The organism is Ruminococcus sp. OA3, assembly GCF_022440845.1.
Classification (GTDB): Bacteria; Bacillota; Clostridia; order Lachnospirales; family Lachnospiraceae; genus Ruminococcus_G.
The window spans coordinates 325,082-340,248 of sequence record NZ_JAKNTO010000001.1 but is presented as its reverse complement, the minus strand read 5'-3'; the positions used below and the strand labels follow the sequence as shown (position 1 = coordinate 340,248).

The 15,167-nt window shown below is 49.9% G+C and carries 17 protein-coding genes and 1 pseudogene; 15 read left to right on the top strand and 3 right to left on the bottom strand.

Annotated elements, in window-relative coordinates; all coding sequences use genetic code 11:
- Positions 1 to 1,566, top strand: a complete 1,566-nt coding sequence (locus MCG98_RS01705) for a M56 family metallopeptidase (RefSeq protein ID WP_240300142.1) — start codon at positions 1 to 3, stop codon at positions 1,564 to 1,566.
- A 52-nt stretch (positions 1,567 to 1,618) separates the two neighbouring features.
- Here MCG98_RS01705 and MCG98_RS01700 read toward each other — a convergent pair whose 3' ends face one another.
- The 3 genes from MCG98_RS01700 to MCG98_RS01690 form a co-directional block, all read right to left on the bottom strand.
- On the bottom strand, positions 1,619 to 2,095 hold the full coding sequence (locus MCG98_RS01700; RefSeq protein WP_240300141.1) for an SAM-dependent methyltransferase: 477 nt from the start codon (positions 2,093 to 2,095) through the stop codon (positions 1,619 to 1,621).
- An 81-nt stretch (positions 2,096 to 2,176) separates the two neighbouring features.
- The gene (locus MCG98_RS01695) at positions 2,177 to 2,992 is read right to left on the bottom strand and encodes an effector binding domain-containing protein (RefSeq protein ID WP_240300140.1); all 816 of its coding nucleotides are present in this window, start codon (positions 2,990 to 2,992) and stop codon (positions 2,177 to 2,179) included.
- A gap of 16 nt (positions 2,993 to 3,008) precedes the next feature.
- The gene (locus MCG98_RS01690) at positions 3,009 to 3,287 is read right to left on the bottom strand and encodes a type II toxin-antitoxin system HicB family antitoxin (RefSeq protein WP_240300139.1); all 279 of its coding nucleotides are present in this window, start codon (positions 3,285 to 3,287) and stop codon (positions 3,009 to 3,011) included.
- Positions 3,288 to 3,459: 172 nt separating this feature from the next.
- Here MCG98_RS01690 and MCG98_RS01685 point away from each other — a divergent pair, with 172 nt between their 5' ends.
- The 14 genes and pseudogenes from MCG98_RS01685 to MCG98_RS01620 all read left to right on the top strand — a co-directional run bounded on the left by MCG98_RS01685 (position 3,460) and on the right by MCG98_RS01620 (position 15,165).
- Entirely contained in the window at positions 3,460 to 4,308 is an 849-nt protein-coding gene (locus MCG98_RS01685) for a MerR family transcriptional regulator (protein WP_240300138.1), read from the top strand.
- A 128-nt stretch (positions 4,309 to 4,436) separates the two neighbouring features.
- The gene (gene spoIIID / locus MCG98_RS01680) at positions 4,437 to 4,700 is read left to right on the top strand and encodes a sporulation transcriptional regulator SpoIIID (protein WP_240300137.1); all 264 of its coding nucleotides are present in this window, start codon (positions 4,437 to 4,439) and stop codon (positions 4,698 to 4,700) included.
- 498 nt (positions 4,701 to 5,198) lie between these two features.
- Positions 5,199 to 6,356, top strand: coding sequence for a 1-propanol dehydrogenase PduQ (locus MCG98_RS01675; protein WP_240300136.1), 1,158 nt, complete (start codon positions 5,199 to 5,201; stop codon positions 6,354 to 6,356).
- 2 nt (positions 6,357 to 6,358) lie between these two features.
- Positions 6,359 to 6,706 (top strand): BMC domain-containing protein, encoded by a 348-nt coding sequence (locus MCG98_RS01670; RefSeq protein WP_240300135.1) that lies wholly within the window; start codon positions 6,359 to 6,361, stop codon positions 6,704 to 6,706.
- Between the two features lie 11 nt (positions 6,707 to 6,717).
- Positions 6,718 to 7,170, top strand: coding sequence for a EutP/PduV family microcompartment system protein (gene eutP, locus MCG98_RS01665; protein ID WP_240300134.1), 453 nt, complete (start codon positions 6,718 to 6,720; stop codon positions 7,168 to 7,170).
- Between the two features lie 25 nt (positions 7,171 to 7,195).
- On the top strand, positions 7,196 to 8,626 hold the full coding sequence (gene eutA, locus MCG98_RS01660) for an ethanolamine ammonia-lyase reactivating factor EutA (RefSeq protein ID WP_240300133.1): 1,431 nt from the start codon (positions 7,196 to 7,198) through the stop codon (positions 8,624 to 8,626).
- Between the two features lie 18 nt (positions 8,627 to 8,644).
- The gene (locus MCG98_RS01655; protein WP_240300132.1) at positions 8,645 to 10,015 is read left to right on the top strand and encodes an ethanolamine ammonia-lyase subunit EutB; all 1,371 of its coding nucleotides are present in this window, start codon (positions 8,645 to 8,647) and stop codon (positions 10,013 to 10,015) included.
- Between the two features lie 63 nt (positions 10,016 to 10,078).
- Positions 10,079 to 10,918, top strand: a complete 840-nt coding sequence (eutC, locus tag MCG98_RS01650; protein ID WP_240303362.1) for an ethanolamine ammonia-lyase subunit EutC — start codon at positions 10,079 to 10,081, stop codon at positions 10,916 to 10,918.
- A gap of 21 nt (positions 10,919 to 10,939) precedes the next feature.
- A complete protein-coding gene (eutL, locus tag MCG98_RS01645; RefSeq protein WP_240300131.1) occupies positions 10,940 to 11,590 on the top strand; it encodes an ethanolamine utilization microcompartment protein EutL in 651 nt (216 codons plus the stop codon).
- A 35-nt stretch (positions 11,591 to 11,625) separates the two neighbouring features.
- Positions 11,626 to 11,889: pseudogene (locus MCG98_RS18905) on the top strand (BMC domain-containing protein); the annotation flags it as partial.
- Between the two features lie 327 nt (positions 11,890 to 12,216).
- Positions 12,217 to 13,692, top strand: a complete 1,476-nt coding sequence (locus MCG98_RS01635; RefSeq protein WP_240300130.1) for an acetaldehyde dehydrogenase (acetylating) — start codon at positions 12,217 to 12,219, stop codon at positions 13,690 to 13,692.
- An 18-nt stretch (positions 13,693 to 13,710) separates the two neighbouring features.
- Positions 13,711 to 13,992 (top strand): ethanolamine utilization microcompartment protein EutM, encoded by a 282-nt coding sequence (gene eutM / locus MCG98_RS01630; RefSeq protein ID WP_028527580.1) that lies wholly within the window; start codon positions 13,711 to 13,713, stop codon positions 13,990 to 13,992.
- A gap of 25 nt (positions 13,993 to 14,017) precedes the next feature.
- Positions 14,018 to 14,302: an ethanolamine utilization microcompartment protein EutM gene (gene eutM, locus MCG98_RS01625; RefSeq protein ID WP_028527579.1), complete on the top strand. Its 285-nt coding sequence runs from the start codon at positions 14,018 to 14,020 to the stop codon at positions 14,300 to 14,302.
- Positions 14,303 to 14,376: 74 nt separating this feature from the next.
- Positions 14,377 to 15,165: an ATP-binding protein gene (locus tag MCG98_RS01620; RefSeq protein ID WP_240300129.1), complete on the top strand. Its 789-nt coding sequence runs from the start codon at positions 14,377 to 14,379 to the stop codon at positions 15,163 to 15,165.
- The last annotated feature ends 2 nt before the right edge of the window (positions 15,166 to 15,167 follow it).

Sequence of the window (15,167 nt, the reverse complement as noted above, 5' to 3'; positions counted from 1 at the left end):
ATGCTGCATTTTAGAATGGATATGCCTCTGTATTTGATGGCATTTTATGGAAGTATCATGATCCTGGCGGTTTTTCTTATTCGGGCTCTGCTAAAAAAGCGGCTGCCTCAGTTTGTGTTTCCTGTTCTCTGGGGACTCGTGCTGGTTCGGCTTTTGATCCCGTTTTCCCTGTCCAGTCCGATCAGTGCGCCTGTTCCAGAGCTGCAGATGCCAAACACGGAAAGTAAAGCGATTACAGTAGAAGATAACGTGGGGACCTCAGCGGATACTGCAGATGCAACAGAATACAGTGTGGCTGAAGGAACTGGATCCGGCTCTTTTAGTTTTTCCGGGATTCTGACGATTCTTTTTTGGACGGGGGCAGCGGCAGCAGCGGGAGCTCTGATTTATCAGAAGAGAAGTTATTCCAAAAAGTTGAAGAACAGCCTGTTGGTGGAAAACAATGAGACAATCAATGCAATACTCCGCGAGATGGAGATGGGTGATGTGCTTGTGTTTACCAATGATGAGATAGCATCTCCGCTGGTATGCGGTATTTTAAACAGGCGCATCTATCTGCCCACAGGGATGGACTTTGGCAATACTGTTCTGCTGCGGCATATTCTTGCACATGAGACTATGCACATCAGGCGGAGAGACAATTGGATAAAGACCACTATGCTGGCAGCTGTCTGCCTGAACTGGTATAATCCGCTGGTGTGGCTCATGGCGAGATACCTTTCATCTGATCTGGAAGCTGCCTGTGATGCGGCAGTGCTTGGGCAAATGGACACCGAAGAACGGCAGGGGTATGCATACAGTCTGCTTGCCATGGCAATAACAGGGAATCGCACAACACTTCTCTACAGTGCGTTTTCCAAAACAGAGGTAGAACGGCGGATTAAAAGTATTCTGCGTTATAAAAAGACCACGGTTTTTACGCTTGCAGCTGCTGTCTGCCTGCTGTTTTGCACCACCGCAGTCTTTGCGACCGGAGGACAGGCGCCATTTTCCTCAGATCTGAGCAGTTACTGTGCGGGTTCCGACTGCCGGTGGGGGGTGAAGGCAGATATTTCAAGGGATATTGTGCTGGGAGAAAATGCCCGGACACGTGCAGACCGCGTGATTTTAGATGTTTTAAAGGCGGACGGTTCGAACGACCCGGATATCATCGAAGGCCAGGTCAAGGAGGGACTGTCCAAAGAGTTTGGCGTGGAAAAAGGTGCGTTCAGGCTTAGCATTAACCTGTTTCTGGATGACAAAGAGCTTGCGAAAGAATATAAAGACCACGGGATTACGGAAGATGATTCCGGGATGTATCTCTACAATGGGGAAACTGTGAGGGTCTATACCGATGAGATGCTTGGGTCTGTACAGAGCAGGGATGAGGGAACTGTGGATATTGATGTGATACGGGACCGTATGGGTCAGATTACCTCGGTCACAGTTCTTCACAGGGGAGACAGCGAATTTGACCGGCGTACGAAAGAACGTGAGGAGGCAAGCTATTACAGAGGGGGAAGTATGGCAGCGGAGGGCACAGCTGTGGTACAGGAGAACGCTGTAGATACAGAATTTACTGATTAAATAAAACGGACAGGGGTTCTCAACAGAAGAACACCTGTCCATTTTATTTGCTTTAGAAGTTAAATTCGTCCTCCCAGTTAAAATCTGCGGAGTCCTCGACACAGTGGGGCCAGTGGCTGCACCAGTCGGGGAGTCCCGGATTATCTATTCGGTCAAGACTCGGGGTATACGGCTTGATATCGAGCACCGGACTGCCGTCTTCCGCATCGATGTAAGCAATCTGAATACGTCCCCGATGTGCATCAATATGAATGACTTCCACAGCAGTCAATGCAATGGGATTCGGGCGTACGGGTGACCTTGTGGCAAAGACACCCATCACATCAGGCGACTGCCTGTATGGCTTTGGTGCTTCCAGTGTACAGCGCAGTTCCTCCATATCACAATGACTGAACCACCAGAGCACATTGATGTGGCTGAAGCCATTAAGAGCCTGTAGAGCAGGGACGTAAGCGGGATCAAGATCAATAAAGAATTCATCCTCATCAATGTGGACCTCTCCGATTGGGTATACCTTATATTCTACCATGTGTTTTTTCCTCCCATGTGTTATTTGTGTATTCAGTGTATACCCTGACACAATGTGAGAGTCAATAACCTTCATATGGTTTTAGTTATTTTTCAGCGGAATCTGTAATTCGACCAGATAATGCTCCGGGTTTTCCTCGTTCCACGGACCGCGGTGGACAATCTGCCTGCTCGTGTCAAGCATCTGAAACTGACTGTTTTCCTGAAGCCACCGGGCAAATGCCAGATATGCACCAGAGATATTCTCGAATGGCCCATATACCATGGTACTCGCCATGCATGGGAAAGCTTCGGTATTCCGAAAGATAAATCCGTCTCTGGAGTCTTCCATGCGGGATACGGGGGCACACAACTCAACATCCACATTCGTTTCCTTATACTCTGCGTCGTGATAGATGGAAAATGTATTCCCGGTCACCTGAATATGCCGGCTGCCGGCAAAACCCGCCATTTCTTTCCAGAGCTGGCCCTCCGCATAATAATCCGGGATCATCTTTCGGAGGGAAAGTACTTGATAGCTTGGAATGGATTTAATCGAGATGTTACAGGGCATATCGCTTTTTTCGTGTTTGAGATCTGCCTTGGCAAGTTCGATTCTGGAAATTTTCTGCTTCTGGTCCTGAATGTTTTTCTCGAGCTCGATGCGTTTGTTTTCGAGCAGCTGTATGACCGTGTCATCATCCCAGTTGTTCAGGGCCTCTGTGATTTCAGCGACGTTAAAACCACTGTCTCTGAGGAAAATTATGCGATTGAGCAGGGGCATCTGATCAACGGAATACAGCCGGTATCCTGTAAACGGATCAACCTGTGCAGGCTTTAAAAGATTATTTTCATCGTAATACCGCAGCATTCTTACGGATACCTGTGTCAGTTTTGAAAATTCACCGATTTTGAACATAGGGACCTCCGCTAAATTATTCGTCCCACCCGTCTGTGAGCCTTACATGAACGGAAATGTTCCGTACGATATCGCCGTCATTCAGTTCCAGATCAGTGATATCGGAGACCGCCGGAAGCTGTCCTTCAAACTCAGACAGCTCCACATAGATCCAGTCGTGAGCGGCGCTGTTTGCGTTTTCAATACAGTCCTCCAGCGTATCGCCTTCGGCGCAGCACATCTCCAGATCAGGGAAAACAGCTGTAAAACGCCCCGTCTCTGTCTTGTGAAAAACAGCAGGATATATAAAATTCATGTGAAATCTCCTTTGAAAAGTTATAGTTATTATATGGTGATGTCTGAGAGAAGTATACAATGTCAGGGGTGATGTTGTAAAGAAAGGGCGGGAAGAAAAAGATGAAAAACCTATTGACCCTCACGTTGCGTCATAGGTTATGATGGACTTATCAGGAACAGGAGGATCAGTGATGAAGACAGTAAAAGAAGTATCAAAACTGACGGGTATCAGCGTGCGCACGCTGCACTATTATGATGAGATCGGTTTATTGAAACCGACGGAAATGAGTGAGGCGGGATACCGGCTTTATGACGATAAGGCGCTGGAAGTTTTGCAGCAGATACTGTTTTTCAGGGAGTTTGATATGCCGCTGCGGGAAATCAAATCCATGATAGAAGATCCTGAACTTGATAAAGATCAGTTATTAAACAGTCAGAAAAAAATGCTGGTATTAAAAAAGGAAAGACTGGAGCGAATCATTGCCAGCATAGACAGGATTTTGAGAGGAGATAACAAGATGGATTTTGAGGTTTTCAGTAAAACAGATATAGAAGAAATGTATGATACAATGGTTAAGAATATGTCAGAAGAACAAAAAGATATCTTTATCAGACAATATGGCAGCATGGAAGGATTTGAAAAACATTTTGTAGAACATGCATCGGATGAGCAGGCGCAGAGAAATTTTGCAAAGGTCGTTGAGTGGTACGGTGATAAGAAAAGTGCGCTGGAAGCTGCAGAAAATTCCGGAAATTCTAAAATTATAGAGGCGTATGGCCAGAGACTGGAAAATATTACAAGAAAACTGGCAGCAAAATCAGGAACCGATGTAAATTCTTTTGAAGTCAGGGAGATTGTTGGAGAGATGGATTTTGTTTCCAGACAGCTGTACCAGATGAAGGATGTTTCGGCATTTATGCTGGATATGGCTCGGCAGTATCAAGGAGACAGGGAGTTTCAGATAAGAATGGATAAGATATACGGGGCAGGGACCACGGAGTATATCGGTCGTGCACTGGAGGCATTTTATAATCGCTGATCGGGGAATCTGTAACCGGGAAATGATTTGATGTGGGCCATCAACAATGAAAGATTGTTGAAGTAAACCGACATAACCGTCTGAGCCCCCGCATACACTGTAAAAACAGCGTCTTCGGGGGCTTATCCTTGAAAGATTATATAGAAGAACGGGCAGTGGAAATTGCCAATTATATTATTGAAACAAAAGCAACTGTGAGGCAGACAGCAAAGAAATTTGGAATCAGCAAGAGTACGGTACATAAAGATGTTACGGATCGGCTGCTGCAGATTAACCCGGGACTTGCGCAGGAAGCAAGAAAAGTGTTGGATATCAATAAACAGGAGAGACATATCCGCGGCGGACTTGCCACGAAGGAAAAGTATCTCCACAAGACTCAGGCGCCCATTTAGGGCGCCTTTCTTATTGTATCAGAAAACTTGCCCCCTGCACAATAAAAACACGCCCCAGGATTACACTTTGACACAATTTTTCTTACGGACACAGATCGATGCGGGGTGAAATTTCTTGAAATAAAGGATTAATAGCGAAAGAAGTTTATAAAACAATAAAAATAGATAAAAAATCTTAATATAAAGGATTAAAAATAGACAAAGTTGACAAAATATGAAAAATATGGTATTGTTAGATAAATTAGAAATAAAAACTCCATATTGAGCGCCAATTACGTGCAAAAAAATGAAGTGTCTTGGTTTTTCTGGCTGATGTGAAAAACTAAGCACTTTTTTAATTTACTGGAAATTACAGAGAAATCCTCTGGAATATAAAAGCGCTCAGCGGGATCATACAGTGGTGGAGAAAAAGAGCCCGCCTGCGCGATCTGCCGCAGGTAAAGACTGCTCTTTCGCGCAATCTTTCATGAATTGTAAAAAAGTGTAAAGGAGGGTACTGTGAATAATTTTTATGTAAAACCAAGGATTTACACGGATAAGTCGGGATTAAGAGAGGTATTAAAAGGAAAAGAACGGGCTTTTATCGTCACAGACCGCTTTTTGTATGACAGCGGAAAGGTCAGTTATCTGACAGAGCCGCTTGAGGCGATGGGGATAGCATATCAGATTTTCCAGGAGGTGAAGCCGGATCCGGATATAGCGACCGTCACAAAGGGGATATCGATCATGCTGGATTTTAATCCCCAGATACTGCTTGCGTTGGGCGGAGGATCGGCGATCGATACGGCTAAGGCAATGAATTATCTGTCGGTCCGCCAGGGACTCACAGAAAAATGCCTGCTCGCGGTGATACCGACGACAAGCGGGACGGGCTCTGAGGTAAGTAAATTTTCTGTGATCAGCGATCCGGAAAAATCGGCGAAGTATCCGCTGGTGGAAGATGAAATGCTGCCGGATGCAGCCATACTGGATGCGGAGCTTGTAAAGTCTGTTCCCCCGGCTGTGACTGCGGATACGGGTATTGATGTACTGACCCATGCGATTGAAGCGTTTGTGTCAACGGAGGCCAGTGATTTTACTGACGCAGCGGCTGAGAAAGCGATCAAGCTGGTCAGAAGCAATCTGCTCAGAGTCTGCCATGAGCCGGACAACCTGGAGGCCCGGCAGAAGATGCACCATGCATCGTGCCTTGCGGGTATGGCTTTCAGCAACGCAGGGCTGGGCCTGAACCACAGCATGGCACATACACTGGGAGCTCATTTTCACATTCCGCATGGACGGGCGAACGGTATACTGTTGCCCTATGTGATGTCATTTAACGCAGGATGCCATGATAAGCTGACAGACACCGCGAAACGGTATGCCATTATCGCCAGGCTAGTGAAAATTGACGGTTCGAGTATCAGGCAGAGCGCGTTCAGCGTAGTGCGGTCCACAAAACAGATGATTCGTCAGCTGGGGATTCCGGAAAGCATCAAAGCTGCTGGAATTGAAAAAGACGATTTTGAACGGGTGCTGGACGACATGGCAGAGGCGGCGTATAAAGACACCTGCACAAAGACAAATCCAAGAGCATGCCAGGTAGAAGAGATCCGGGAACTGTTCATGAGGGCCTATACGGGAAAACTGAACTTAGATAACAGAAAGAGGCGATAGTTATGTTTGAAGGTAAGAAAGAACGTATCATACAGGAATTTGTACCGGGCAAGCAGGTCACACTGGCTCATGTGATTCCGCATCCGGTGAAAGAGCTGTATGCGAAAATGGGACTGATTGATGCCAGCGGTGCCATCGGGATCTTTACAATCACACCGAGCGAGGCAGCCATTATTGCCGCTGACGTGGCGAGCAAGGCGGCGGGAATAAAGATCGGATTTGTGGACAGGTTTAACGGTTCTTTGATTATTACGGGGGAGGTTTCGGAGGTAGAAGCGGCGCTTCAGGATGTGATGAAAGTGCTCTGCGATGTGATGGGCTTTGCTCCGGCACCTGTGACTCGTTCATAGGGGAAAAGAAAATGACGGCAAAAAAAAGGATTATCCTGATCGGACGGTCGATGGCCGGCAAGACGACACTGTGTCAGTACATTAATCAGGAAGATTTGAAATATCACAAAACACAGACCATAGAGATTATCAACGACAACATCATCGACACACCGGGGGAGTATCTTGAGAGAACCCACCTCAGGGGAGCGCTGATCGTGACAGCAGCCGATGCCGATCTTATTGTCCTGGTCCAGCAGGCAGATGAAGAGGGGACAATGTTTCCGCCGGGATATTCCAGCACATTTGCCAAGCCCTGCATCGGCGTTGTCACAAAGAATGACCTGGCGACTCCGGATCAGGTGGAGGCTGCAAAACAGTATCTCCGGATGGCGGGAGCAAGGGACATCTTTGTGACCAGCAGCTATGACGGGACGGGGTTTGAGGAACTGATACAGTTTTTTAAGGGGGAAGAAAAAGAGTAGAGGATACATAAGGGAGGCGATTCCCATGCGGGAGACAATTTTAAGTGTTGGAATAGATATCGGAACTTCGACCACGCAGCTGATCTTCAGCAGGCTGATCATCGAGAACAGGGCGAGCAGTTATATGGTGCCCCGCATCAGCATTGTGGAAAAGGAAGTGACTTACCGCAGCCGGATATATTTTACGCCGCTTTTGTCCCAGACGGAGATCGATGCCGCCAGAGTAAAAGAGATCATTCAGATGGAATACCAGAATGCCGGCATGAAGCCGGAGGATCTGCAGACAGGGGCGGTCATCATCACCGGTGAGACTGCCAGGAAGCAGAACGCCAACAGTGTTTTAAACTCTCTGAGTGATATGGCGGGGGACTTTGTGGTTGCCACCGCGGGGCCGGACCTGGAGGCTGTACTTTCTGCCAGGGGCGCCGGTACAGATAAGTTGTCAGAGGAACATCGGGAGGTGATAGCCAATGTGGATATTGGAGGAGGGACCAGCAACATAGCGCTGTTCCAGAAGGGAAAGTTAAAAGGCACCTGCTGTCTGGATATCGGGGGACGGCTGATCAAGATTGAAAATGGAAAGATCCGTTATATTTATCCGGGGATATCCAGGCTGGCTGAGGAATATAAGATTCCTCTCCGGGAAGGGGATACGGCGGATGAGCGGGTTCTGTACCGCATCTGTGAGCGCATGGCGGAACAGCTCGCCATGGCGCTGCACTTAAGTCCGTCTGACCGCGTACACCGGGGACTGTATACCAACAAGGGAAGCATGCTGCCGGATACACCGGGAATCATGGCGCTTACATATTCCGGCGGAGTCGCCAGCTGCATTTATGAGGATGAACCGAAGGATGTATTCCAGTACGGAGATATCGGCGTACTGCTGGCAAGGGCGGTAAAACAAAACCGGGCACTGCAGACAGTCAGGCGGTATCCGGCTGCCGAGACGATCCGGGCGACAGTGGTCGGCGCAGGCACACACACAACAAATGTTAGCGGCAGCACCATCAGCTATACAAGGGGAAAGCTGCCGATGAAAAACATTCCGGTTCTGAAGGTTCCGGCGGAGGAGGAACAGGAGCCGGCAGGGTTTCAGGATACCATTCGAAAAAAACTGCCTCTTTATGGGACGGATGGTGTGCTGGGACAGGTTGCCATCGTATTTTCCGGCGATTATCATACCAGTTTTGCACAGATTCAGGAACTCGCCCGCTGCATAGTGCAGGGGGCAGAGGAGATCATCGAAGGTCCCCATCCGCTGATTCTGGTAATAGAGAATGATATCGCCAAGGTACTCGGAAATGCGCTGAACGTACTTCTTGAAAACAGGAAGGATCTCATCTGCATTGACGGGATATACGCGAATGACGGCGACTACATTGACATCGGGGAACCTGTAGCCATGGGGCGCGTGGTTCCGGTCGTGACCAAAACCTTAATATTTAACTCATGAAAAAGGAGGGTGAAAGGATTGATATTAAAGACAAAATTATTTGGCAGGGTATATGAATTTAAATCTCTTCGCGAAGTCATGGCAAAAGCCAATGAAGAAAAGTCCGGCGATAAGCTGGCAGGAATTGCCGCAGAATCTGCGGAAGAAAGAGTAGCTGCAAAAGTTGTGCTTTCACATATCACATTGGAAGACCTCCGCAACAATCCGGCAGTTCCCTATGAAGAGGATGAAGTGACCAGGATCATCCAGGATTCCGTCAACGAAACCATTTACGGGGAGATCAAGAACAAGACGGTAGCCGAGTTCCGTGAATGGATCCTGGATACAGAGACTACAGGCGATATGGTCCGCAGGGCGTCCAGGGGTATTACCAGTGAGATGGTGGCGGCTGTCTGCAAATTGATGAGCAATCTGGATCTGATCTATGCAGCGAAAAAGATCAGGGTATCGGCGCACTGCAATACGACAATCGGCCTGCCGGGGACGTTTTCCTCACGTCTGCAGCCCAACCATACGACAGATGATCCGAAAGGCATCATGGCTTCGGTGATGGAAGGCCTAAGTCTTGGTTGTGGGGACGCGGTGATCGGACTGAATCCGGTGGATGATTCGGTGGAGAGCGTTGCAAGAATTCTGAGGAGTTTTGACGAGTTTAAGAACGAGTGGAACGTGCCGACGCAGATCTGTGTGCTTGCACATGTCACCACACAGATGGAGGCCGCCGACACGCTGGGAGCCCCGATCGATCTGATGTTCCAGTCCATTGCAGGTTCCCAGATGGGGAATGAGGCATTCGGACTGACTGCATCCATGCTGGATGAGGGCCGCGATATGATGCTTCACAAAGGTACCAGTACAGGACCGAATGTGATGTACTTTGAGACGGGGCAGGGATCCGAGCTGTCATCGGAGGCACACAACGGCTGGGACCAGGTGACCATGGAAGCCAGGTGTTATGGATTCGCCAGACGGTACCAGCCATTCCTGGTAAACACCGTCGTGGGATTTATCGGACCGGAGTATCTGTATGATTCCAAACAGGTGATCCGTGCAGGTCTGGAAGATCATTTCATGGGTAAGCTGACAGGTATCCCGATGGGCTGTGACGCGTGCTACACGAATCATATGAAGGCTGACCAGAACGACATCGAGAATCTGGCGACTCTGCTGGTGGCAGCGGGCTGCAACTACGTCATGGGTGTGCCGCAGGGCGACGACTGCATGCTGATGTACCAGTGTACCGGCTATCATGAAGCGGCAGGACTTCGGGAAGTGTTCGGACTGCGCCCGATTAAAGAATTCGATGCGTGGCTGGAAAAGATGGGATTCTCTGAAAATGGAAAACTGACGCCGCTTGCAGGCGATGCATCCGTATTTTTGAGCAAATAGGAGGTGGAAAGTTTGGTTAATGAAAAAGATTTGAGAAGTATTATAGAACAGGTTTTGGTGGAAATGAATCTGAATCAAACGGACGGTCCCTCTGCAGCTGCCGCAAAGTCTTCCGATGCCGGCACGCCTGTGATCGAAAAAGGCTGTATTCCGGACGTGACGGAAGTAGATATCAAAACACAGTACCTCGTTGAACATCCGGTAAATGGGGAAGCATACTATGACCTGAAACAGTACGCTCCCTGCCGTCTGGGAATCGGAAAAGCCGGCGCCCGCTATAAGACAGATCCGGTCCTTCAGTTTAAGGCAGCCCATTCAGCGGCACAGGATGCGGTGTTCTCAGATGTTGACCAGGATTTCATCGACAATATGGGGCTGTTCACGGTGCAGACATGCTGTGACAACAAAGATACATATCTGACGAGGCCCGACCTCGGAAGAAGGTTAGATGACGAAGCGGTGCAGACCATCAAAGAAAAATGCACAAAGAACCCGAAGGTCCAGATCTATGTGTCAGACGGACTGAGTTCGGCGGCTGTCGCGGCAAATGTCGGGGATGTACTTCCGGCGATCCAGCAGGGGCTTAAAAGTGCGGGTATCGAGTGCGGAACGCCATTTTTTGTAAAATATGGGCGTGTGGGAGCGATGGATCAGATATCGGAGATCACAGGTGCGGAAGTGACCTGTGTGCTGATCGGAGAACGGCCCGGACTGATCACAGCGAAGTCCATGTCGGCATATATCGCTTACAAGGCAACGGTCGGAATGCCGGAGGCCAGGAGGACGGTAGTTTCCAATATTCACAGGGATGGTACGATTCCGGCTGAGGCAGGGGCACATATCGCTGATATCATTAAGAAGATTTTGGAGATGAAAGCCAGCGGAACTGATCTAAAACTCTAAGTACTGATAGGAGGGAATCAAATGAAACGAGATCCAATCAAAGCGGATGTACTTGCAACCAAAATCATATCGAATGTCAGCCCGGATATGGCAAAAGAACTGAATCTGGCGCCGGACCAGAAATCCGTGGCTCTGATCACCTCGAACTGTGATGATGTTACGTATACGGCTCTTGATGAGGCAACCAAGAAGGCGGACGTAAAAGTTGTCTACGCAAAAAGTTTTTACGGAGGCGCCGACAATGCCAACACCAGGCTGGCGGGTGAGATCATCGGCATTCTGGCAGGACCGAATCCCGCGGAAGTGAGAAGCGGACTGGAAGCCTGTGTGGATGTGATTGAAAATGAGGCTCATTTTGTCTCTGCTAACGAAGACGACACCATCGTTTATTATGCACACTGTATCTCCCGCACCGGTTCCTATCTGTCTGACGGAGCAGGAATTGCGGAAGGCGAAGCGCTGGCGTACCTGATCGCACCTCCCCTTGAGGCCATGTATGGGGTGGATGCGGCTCTGAAAGCGGCTGACGTAAGAATGTGCGTACTGTACGCACCTCCGTCAGAGACAAACTTCGGCGGCGCGCTGCTCACGGGCAGTCAGTCTGCATGCAAAGCGGCCTGTGATGCATTTGCCCAGGCAGTGGAATTCGTGGCGGAAAATCCAAAAGAGTAGAGCAGGCGGTATCGAGATAGCAGCGGAGGTACTATATGAAAGCATTGGGAATGATCGAAGTATATGGCTACCTTGCAGCAGTGGAGGCTTTGGATAGTGCGTTAAAGGCGGCAAACGTTTCTCTTACGGATGTCGTAAAGGTGAGAGGCGGACTGGTGACGGTCATGGTCGGGGGCGATGTAGGTGCAGTGAAAGCGGCTGTCGATGCATCGGCTGCTGCGGCAGGCCGTGTGGGGACTGTCGTATCGGTACACGTAATTCCGCGCCCCGCAGCGGATGTAGGCAGGATGATTTCAAAAAAGAACAGTTCAGGTGAAGTTTCGGCAGAGACCGGACAGGTTCCTGCAGAGGAGGCAGAAGTCATCCATGAGCCTGAAATTGTCGGGGGGCCAAAAGCCGTCAATACACCGGAAGCCGGGCCACAGGAGGAGCAACAGCCTGCCGGCGTGGAAGATGACGGACAGGATTATAGCTTCGAGAAGCTGCAGAAGATGACGGTTGATGCTCTTCGCAGGCTGGCCAGAGAGCTGGAGGTTACCAATATGACATCACCGGAGATCCGTTTTGCCAAGAAACAGGAACTGATTCAAAAGATATTGGAATTTGTGGGACAGGAGAATTAAAATATGCAGTTATACGATAAAGATCTTTTGTCAGTGCAGGAAGTACGCGAGCTTGTGGAAAAAGCCAAGGCTGCCCAGAATGAACTGTGTACTAAGAATCAGAGAGAGGTGGACGCGATCGTAAAATCAATCGCGTATGCCGGCGTGCGGAATGCAAAGCGCCTGGCCAGGATGGCCCACGAAGAGACGGGATTCGGCGTGGAAGCTGATAAAATAATTAAAAATGTGTTCGCCAGCAACGGCGTATATGAACATATCAAAGACATGAAAACCATAGGAGAAATCGGCAGGGATGAAGAACGAAAGGTACGTACGCTTGCAGTTCCGGTCGGTGTGATCGCCGGACTGATCCCGTCGACCAATCCGACATCGACGGCACTTTACAAGGCTGAGATTGCCATCAAGGCGGGAAATGCCATTGTATTTTCCCCTCATCCAAACGCCAGGAACTGTATCCTGGAGACGGTGAAGGTGATCCGTCAGGCGATTGCAGAGATGGGCGGCAATGAGGACCTCGTATCCTGCATTACCATTCCTACCGTGCAGGCTACCGACAATCTGATGCGCCACCCGGACATTGCGATGATTCTGGCGACAGGGGGATCGGCCATGGTGCGCGCGGCATATTCATCGGGCACGCCTGCGATCGGAGTAGGTCCCGGTAACGGGCCTGCCTACATAGAGAAGACGGCTGACCTGCCGCTGGCAGTCAAACGTATCATGGACTCCAAGACGTTTGACAACGGCACGATCTGCGCATCAGAGCAGTCTGTTGTCTGTGATGAGAGCATGGAGGAAGCCGTCCGAAACGAGATGGAACGGCAGGGAGCGTATTTTCTGGATGATGAACAGATCAGGAAGCTGGGAACCTTTATTCTCAGGGCTAACGGGACCATGAATCCGATGATCGTGGGGAAAAGCGCGGCAGTGATCGCAGAGATGGCAGATATCAAGATCCCCGGGGGGACCAGGGTTCTGGTAGCAAGAGAAGACGGCATCGGCAGAGGACACCCTTATTCTAATGAAAAACTGGCACCGATCCTGGCATTTTACACGGCGCCGTCTTATGTGGAGATCTGTGAGCTTTGTCAGGAAATCCTTCATTACGAGGGGGCGGGGCATACCTTCTCCATCCACACGAAGGATGACAGCATGGTCGAGTATTTTGCCAGAAGAATTCCGGCGTCCAGGATCGTCGTGAATACACCGAGTGCGCTGGGAGGCATCGGCGGTACCACAGGTCTGATGCCGGCGCTGACATTGGGCTGCGGAGCCGTCGGCGGAAGTGCCACATCGGAAAATGTAGGTCCCGAAAATCTGCTGAACCTGCGCTATGTGGCGGAGGGGATTCAGGAGATTGAAGATGTACAGGCGAGCCTGCCTGACTGCTCGGAAGGGGTCTGCCGGACACAGAGTTATGAAGATATTGATATTGATGCAGTAGTGGGTGAGATTATCAAGCGGCTTCGCTTGGCTTAACAGAAGGAGGAATTGATTATGGCAGCAATGCAGGCATTAGGAATGATAGAGACTAAGGGACTTGTAGCGTCCATCGAGGCGGCGGATGCGATGGTAAAGGCGGCCAACGTGACATTGATCGGAAAAGAGCACGTGGGAGGCGGTTTGGTTACGGTCATGGTACGCGGTGATGTGGGAGCGGTAAAGGCGGCTACTGACGCGGGAGCGGCAGCGGCAGAGCGCGTGGGCGAACTGATTTCTGTCCATGTGATCCCAAGACCGCATGATGAAGTGGAGTCCATCCTTCCGCATTTAGAATAACGACTTTGAAAAGGAGGTAAGCGATATGGCAGTTATGCAGGCATTAGGAATGATAGAGACCAGGGGTCTTGTGGCATCCATTGAGGCAGCGGATGCGATGGTAAAAGCGGCCAACGTGACGCTGATCGGAAAAGAGCACGTGGGAGGCGGTCTGGTTACAGTCATGGTGCGCGGTGATGTGGGAGCTGTTAAGGCGGCTACCGATGCAGGAGCGGCGGCAGCGGAGCGTGTGGGGGAACTGATATCCATCCATGTAATTCCGAGACCGCATGATGAAGTGGAAGCAATTCTGCCATCTCTGTCCAGATAGCCGCGGGCTGACCGCCGGACAGGGACAGACCGGTGGCAGGCGGTGTGGAATGATAAGGAGGTGGCTTCGCAGACATGAAAGTCATAACGGAAGCAATACTGAGGGACGAACTGAGGGCATCACGGCCGGAGATCTATACGGTTCCGGAAGGAAAGATCCTCTCACCGGCGGCCAGGGAATACCTGCAGCAGTGCAGGATCAGGATTGACAGCAAAACCGGGAAAAAAACGCAGAAAGAAAAGGTGGAGATTAGGGCTACAGAAGTGCCGCCAATACCTGAGATAAATGTGCAGTCACAGGAAAAGCCGAAGTACGTGGATGATGCCACAGGGGCATTTTATTATGAGAAGCCGGAACATATGACGCACCTGCACAAAAATGTGCTGGTGCCTAAGGATGACAAACGGATTGTATTCCGGGGAAAACTGGACAGCCTGGAGGCGGTGTTCGTGCTGAATCAGACACTGATCAGGGAGGCAGGCGGGGACCAGGAAGTGATCGATGATCTGGAAGATATTCTGAACGGGCTTCGGGAGATGATGCGCTGTGATGTGATGAATGAGCCGTTTACCAGGGACAGCATCATCGGTCTGACCCATAAGGAGCTGAGGGAGCGTTCGCATAACCCTGCAAAATTTTATGGTATCAGGCAGATGATACTGCCCAGCTGTACACTGGGGAAGACGTATGCACTGCTGAATCAGCTCCGCACGGCAGTCAGAGAAACGGAGGTCGCCGCAGTATCGGCGTTTTACAACGGCAAGACGTATGAGCACAGGGACATTATCCAGGAACTGAACCGTATGTCCAGTGCAGTGCATATTATCATATGCAAATATCTCGCCGCACACAACAGAGAATAGGG

Excerpts from the sequence above, each read along its gene's own strand:
- eutM (WP_028527579.1), top strand. The coding sequence starts at position 14,018 with ATGGCAGTTATGCAGGCATTAGGAATGATAGAGACCAGGGGTCTTGTG.
- eutC (WP_240303362.1), top strand. The coding sequence starts at position 10,079 with ATGAATCTGAATCAAACGGACGGTCCCTCTGCAGCTGCCGCAAAGTCT.
- MCG98_RS01685 (WP_240300138.1), top strand. The coding sequence starts at position 3,460 with ATGAAGACAGTAAAAGAAGTATCAAAACTGACGGGTATCAGCGTGCGC.
- eutP (WP_240300134.1), top strand. The coding sequence starts at position 6,718 with ATGACGGCAAAAAAAAGGATTATCCTGATCGGACGGTCGATGGCCGGC.
- MCG98_RS01700 (WP_240300141.1), bottom strand. The coding sequence starts at position 2,095 with ATGGTAGAATATAAGGTATACCCAATCGGAGAGGTCCACATTGATGAG.
- MCG98_RS01620 (WP_240300129.1), top strand. The coding sequence starts at position 14,377 with ATGAAAGTCATAACGGAAGCAATACTGAGGGACGAACTGAGGGCATCA.
- MCG98_RS01690 (WP_240300139.1), bottom strand. The coding sequence starts at position 3,287 with ATGAATTTTATATATCCTGCTGTTTTTCACAAGACAGAGACGGGGCGT.
- MCG98_RS01670 (WP_240300135.1), top strand. The coding sequence starts at position 6,359 with ATGTTTGAAGGTAAGAAAGAACGTATCATACAGGAATTTGTACCGGGC.
- eutM (WP_028527580.1), top strand. The coding sequence starts at position 13,711 with ATGGCAGCAATGCAGGCATTAGGAATGATAGAGACTAAGGGACTTGTA.
- MCG98_RS01705 (WP_240300142.1), top strand. The coding sequence starts at position 1 with ATGCTGCATTTTAGAATGGATATGCCTCTGTATTTGATGGCATTTTAT.
- eutL (WP_240300131.1), top strand. The coding sequence starts at position 10,940 with ATGAAACGAGATCCAATCAAAGCGGATGTACTTGCAACCAAAATCATA.
- MCG98_RS01695 (WP_240300140.1), bottom strand. The coding sequence starts at position 2,992 with ATGTTCAAAATCGGTGAATTTTCAAAACTGACACAGGTATCCGTAAGA.
- MCG98_RS01635 (WP_240300130.1), top strand. The coding sequence starts at position 12,217 with ATGCAGTTATACGATAAAGATCTTTTGTCAGTGCAGGAAGTACGCGAG.
- eutA (WP_240300133.1), top strand. The coding sequence starts at position 7,196 with ATGCGGGAGACAATTTTAAGTGTTGGAATAGATATCGGAACTTCGACC.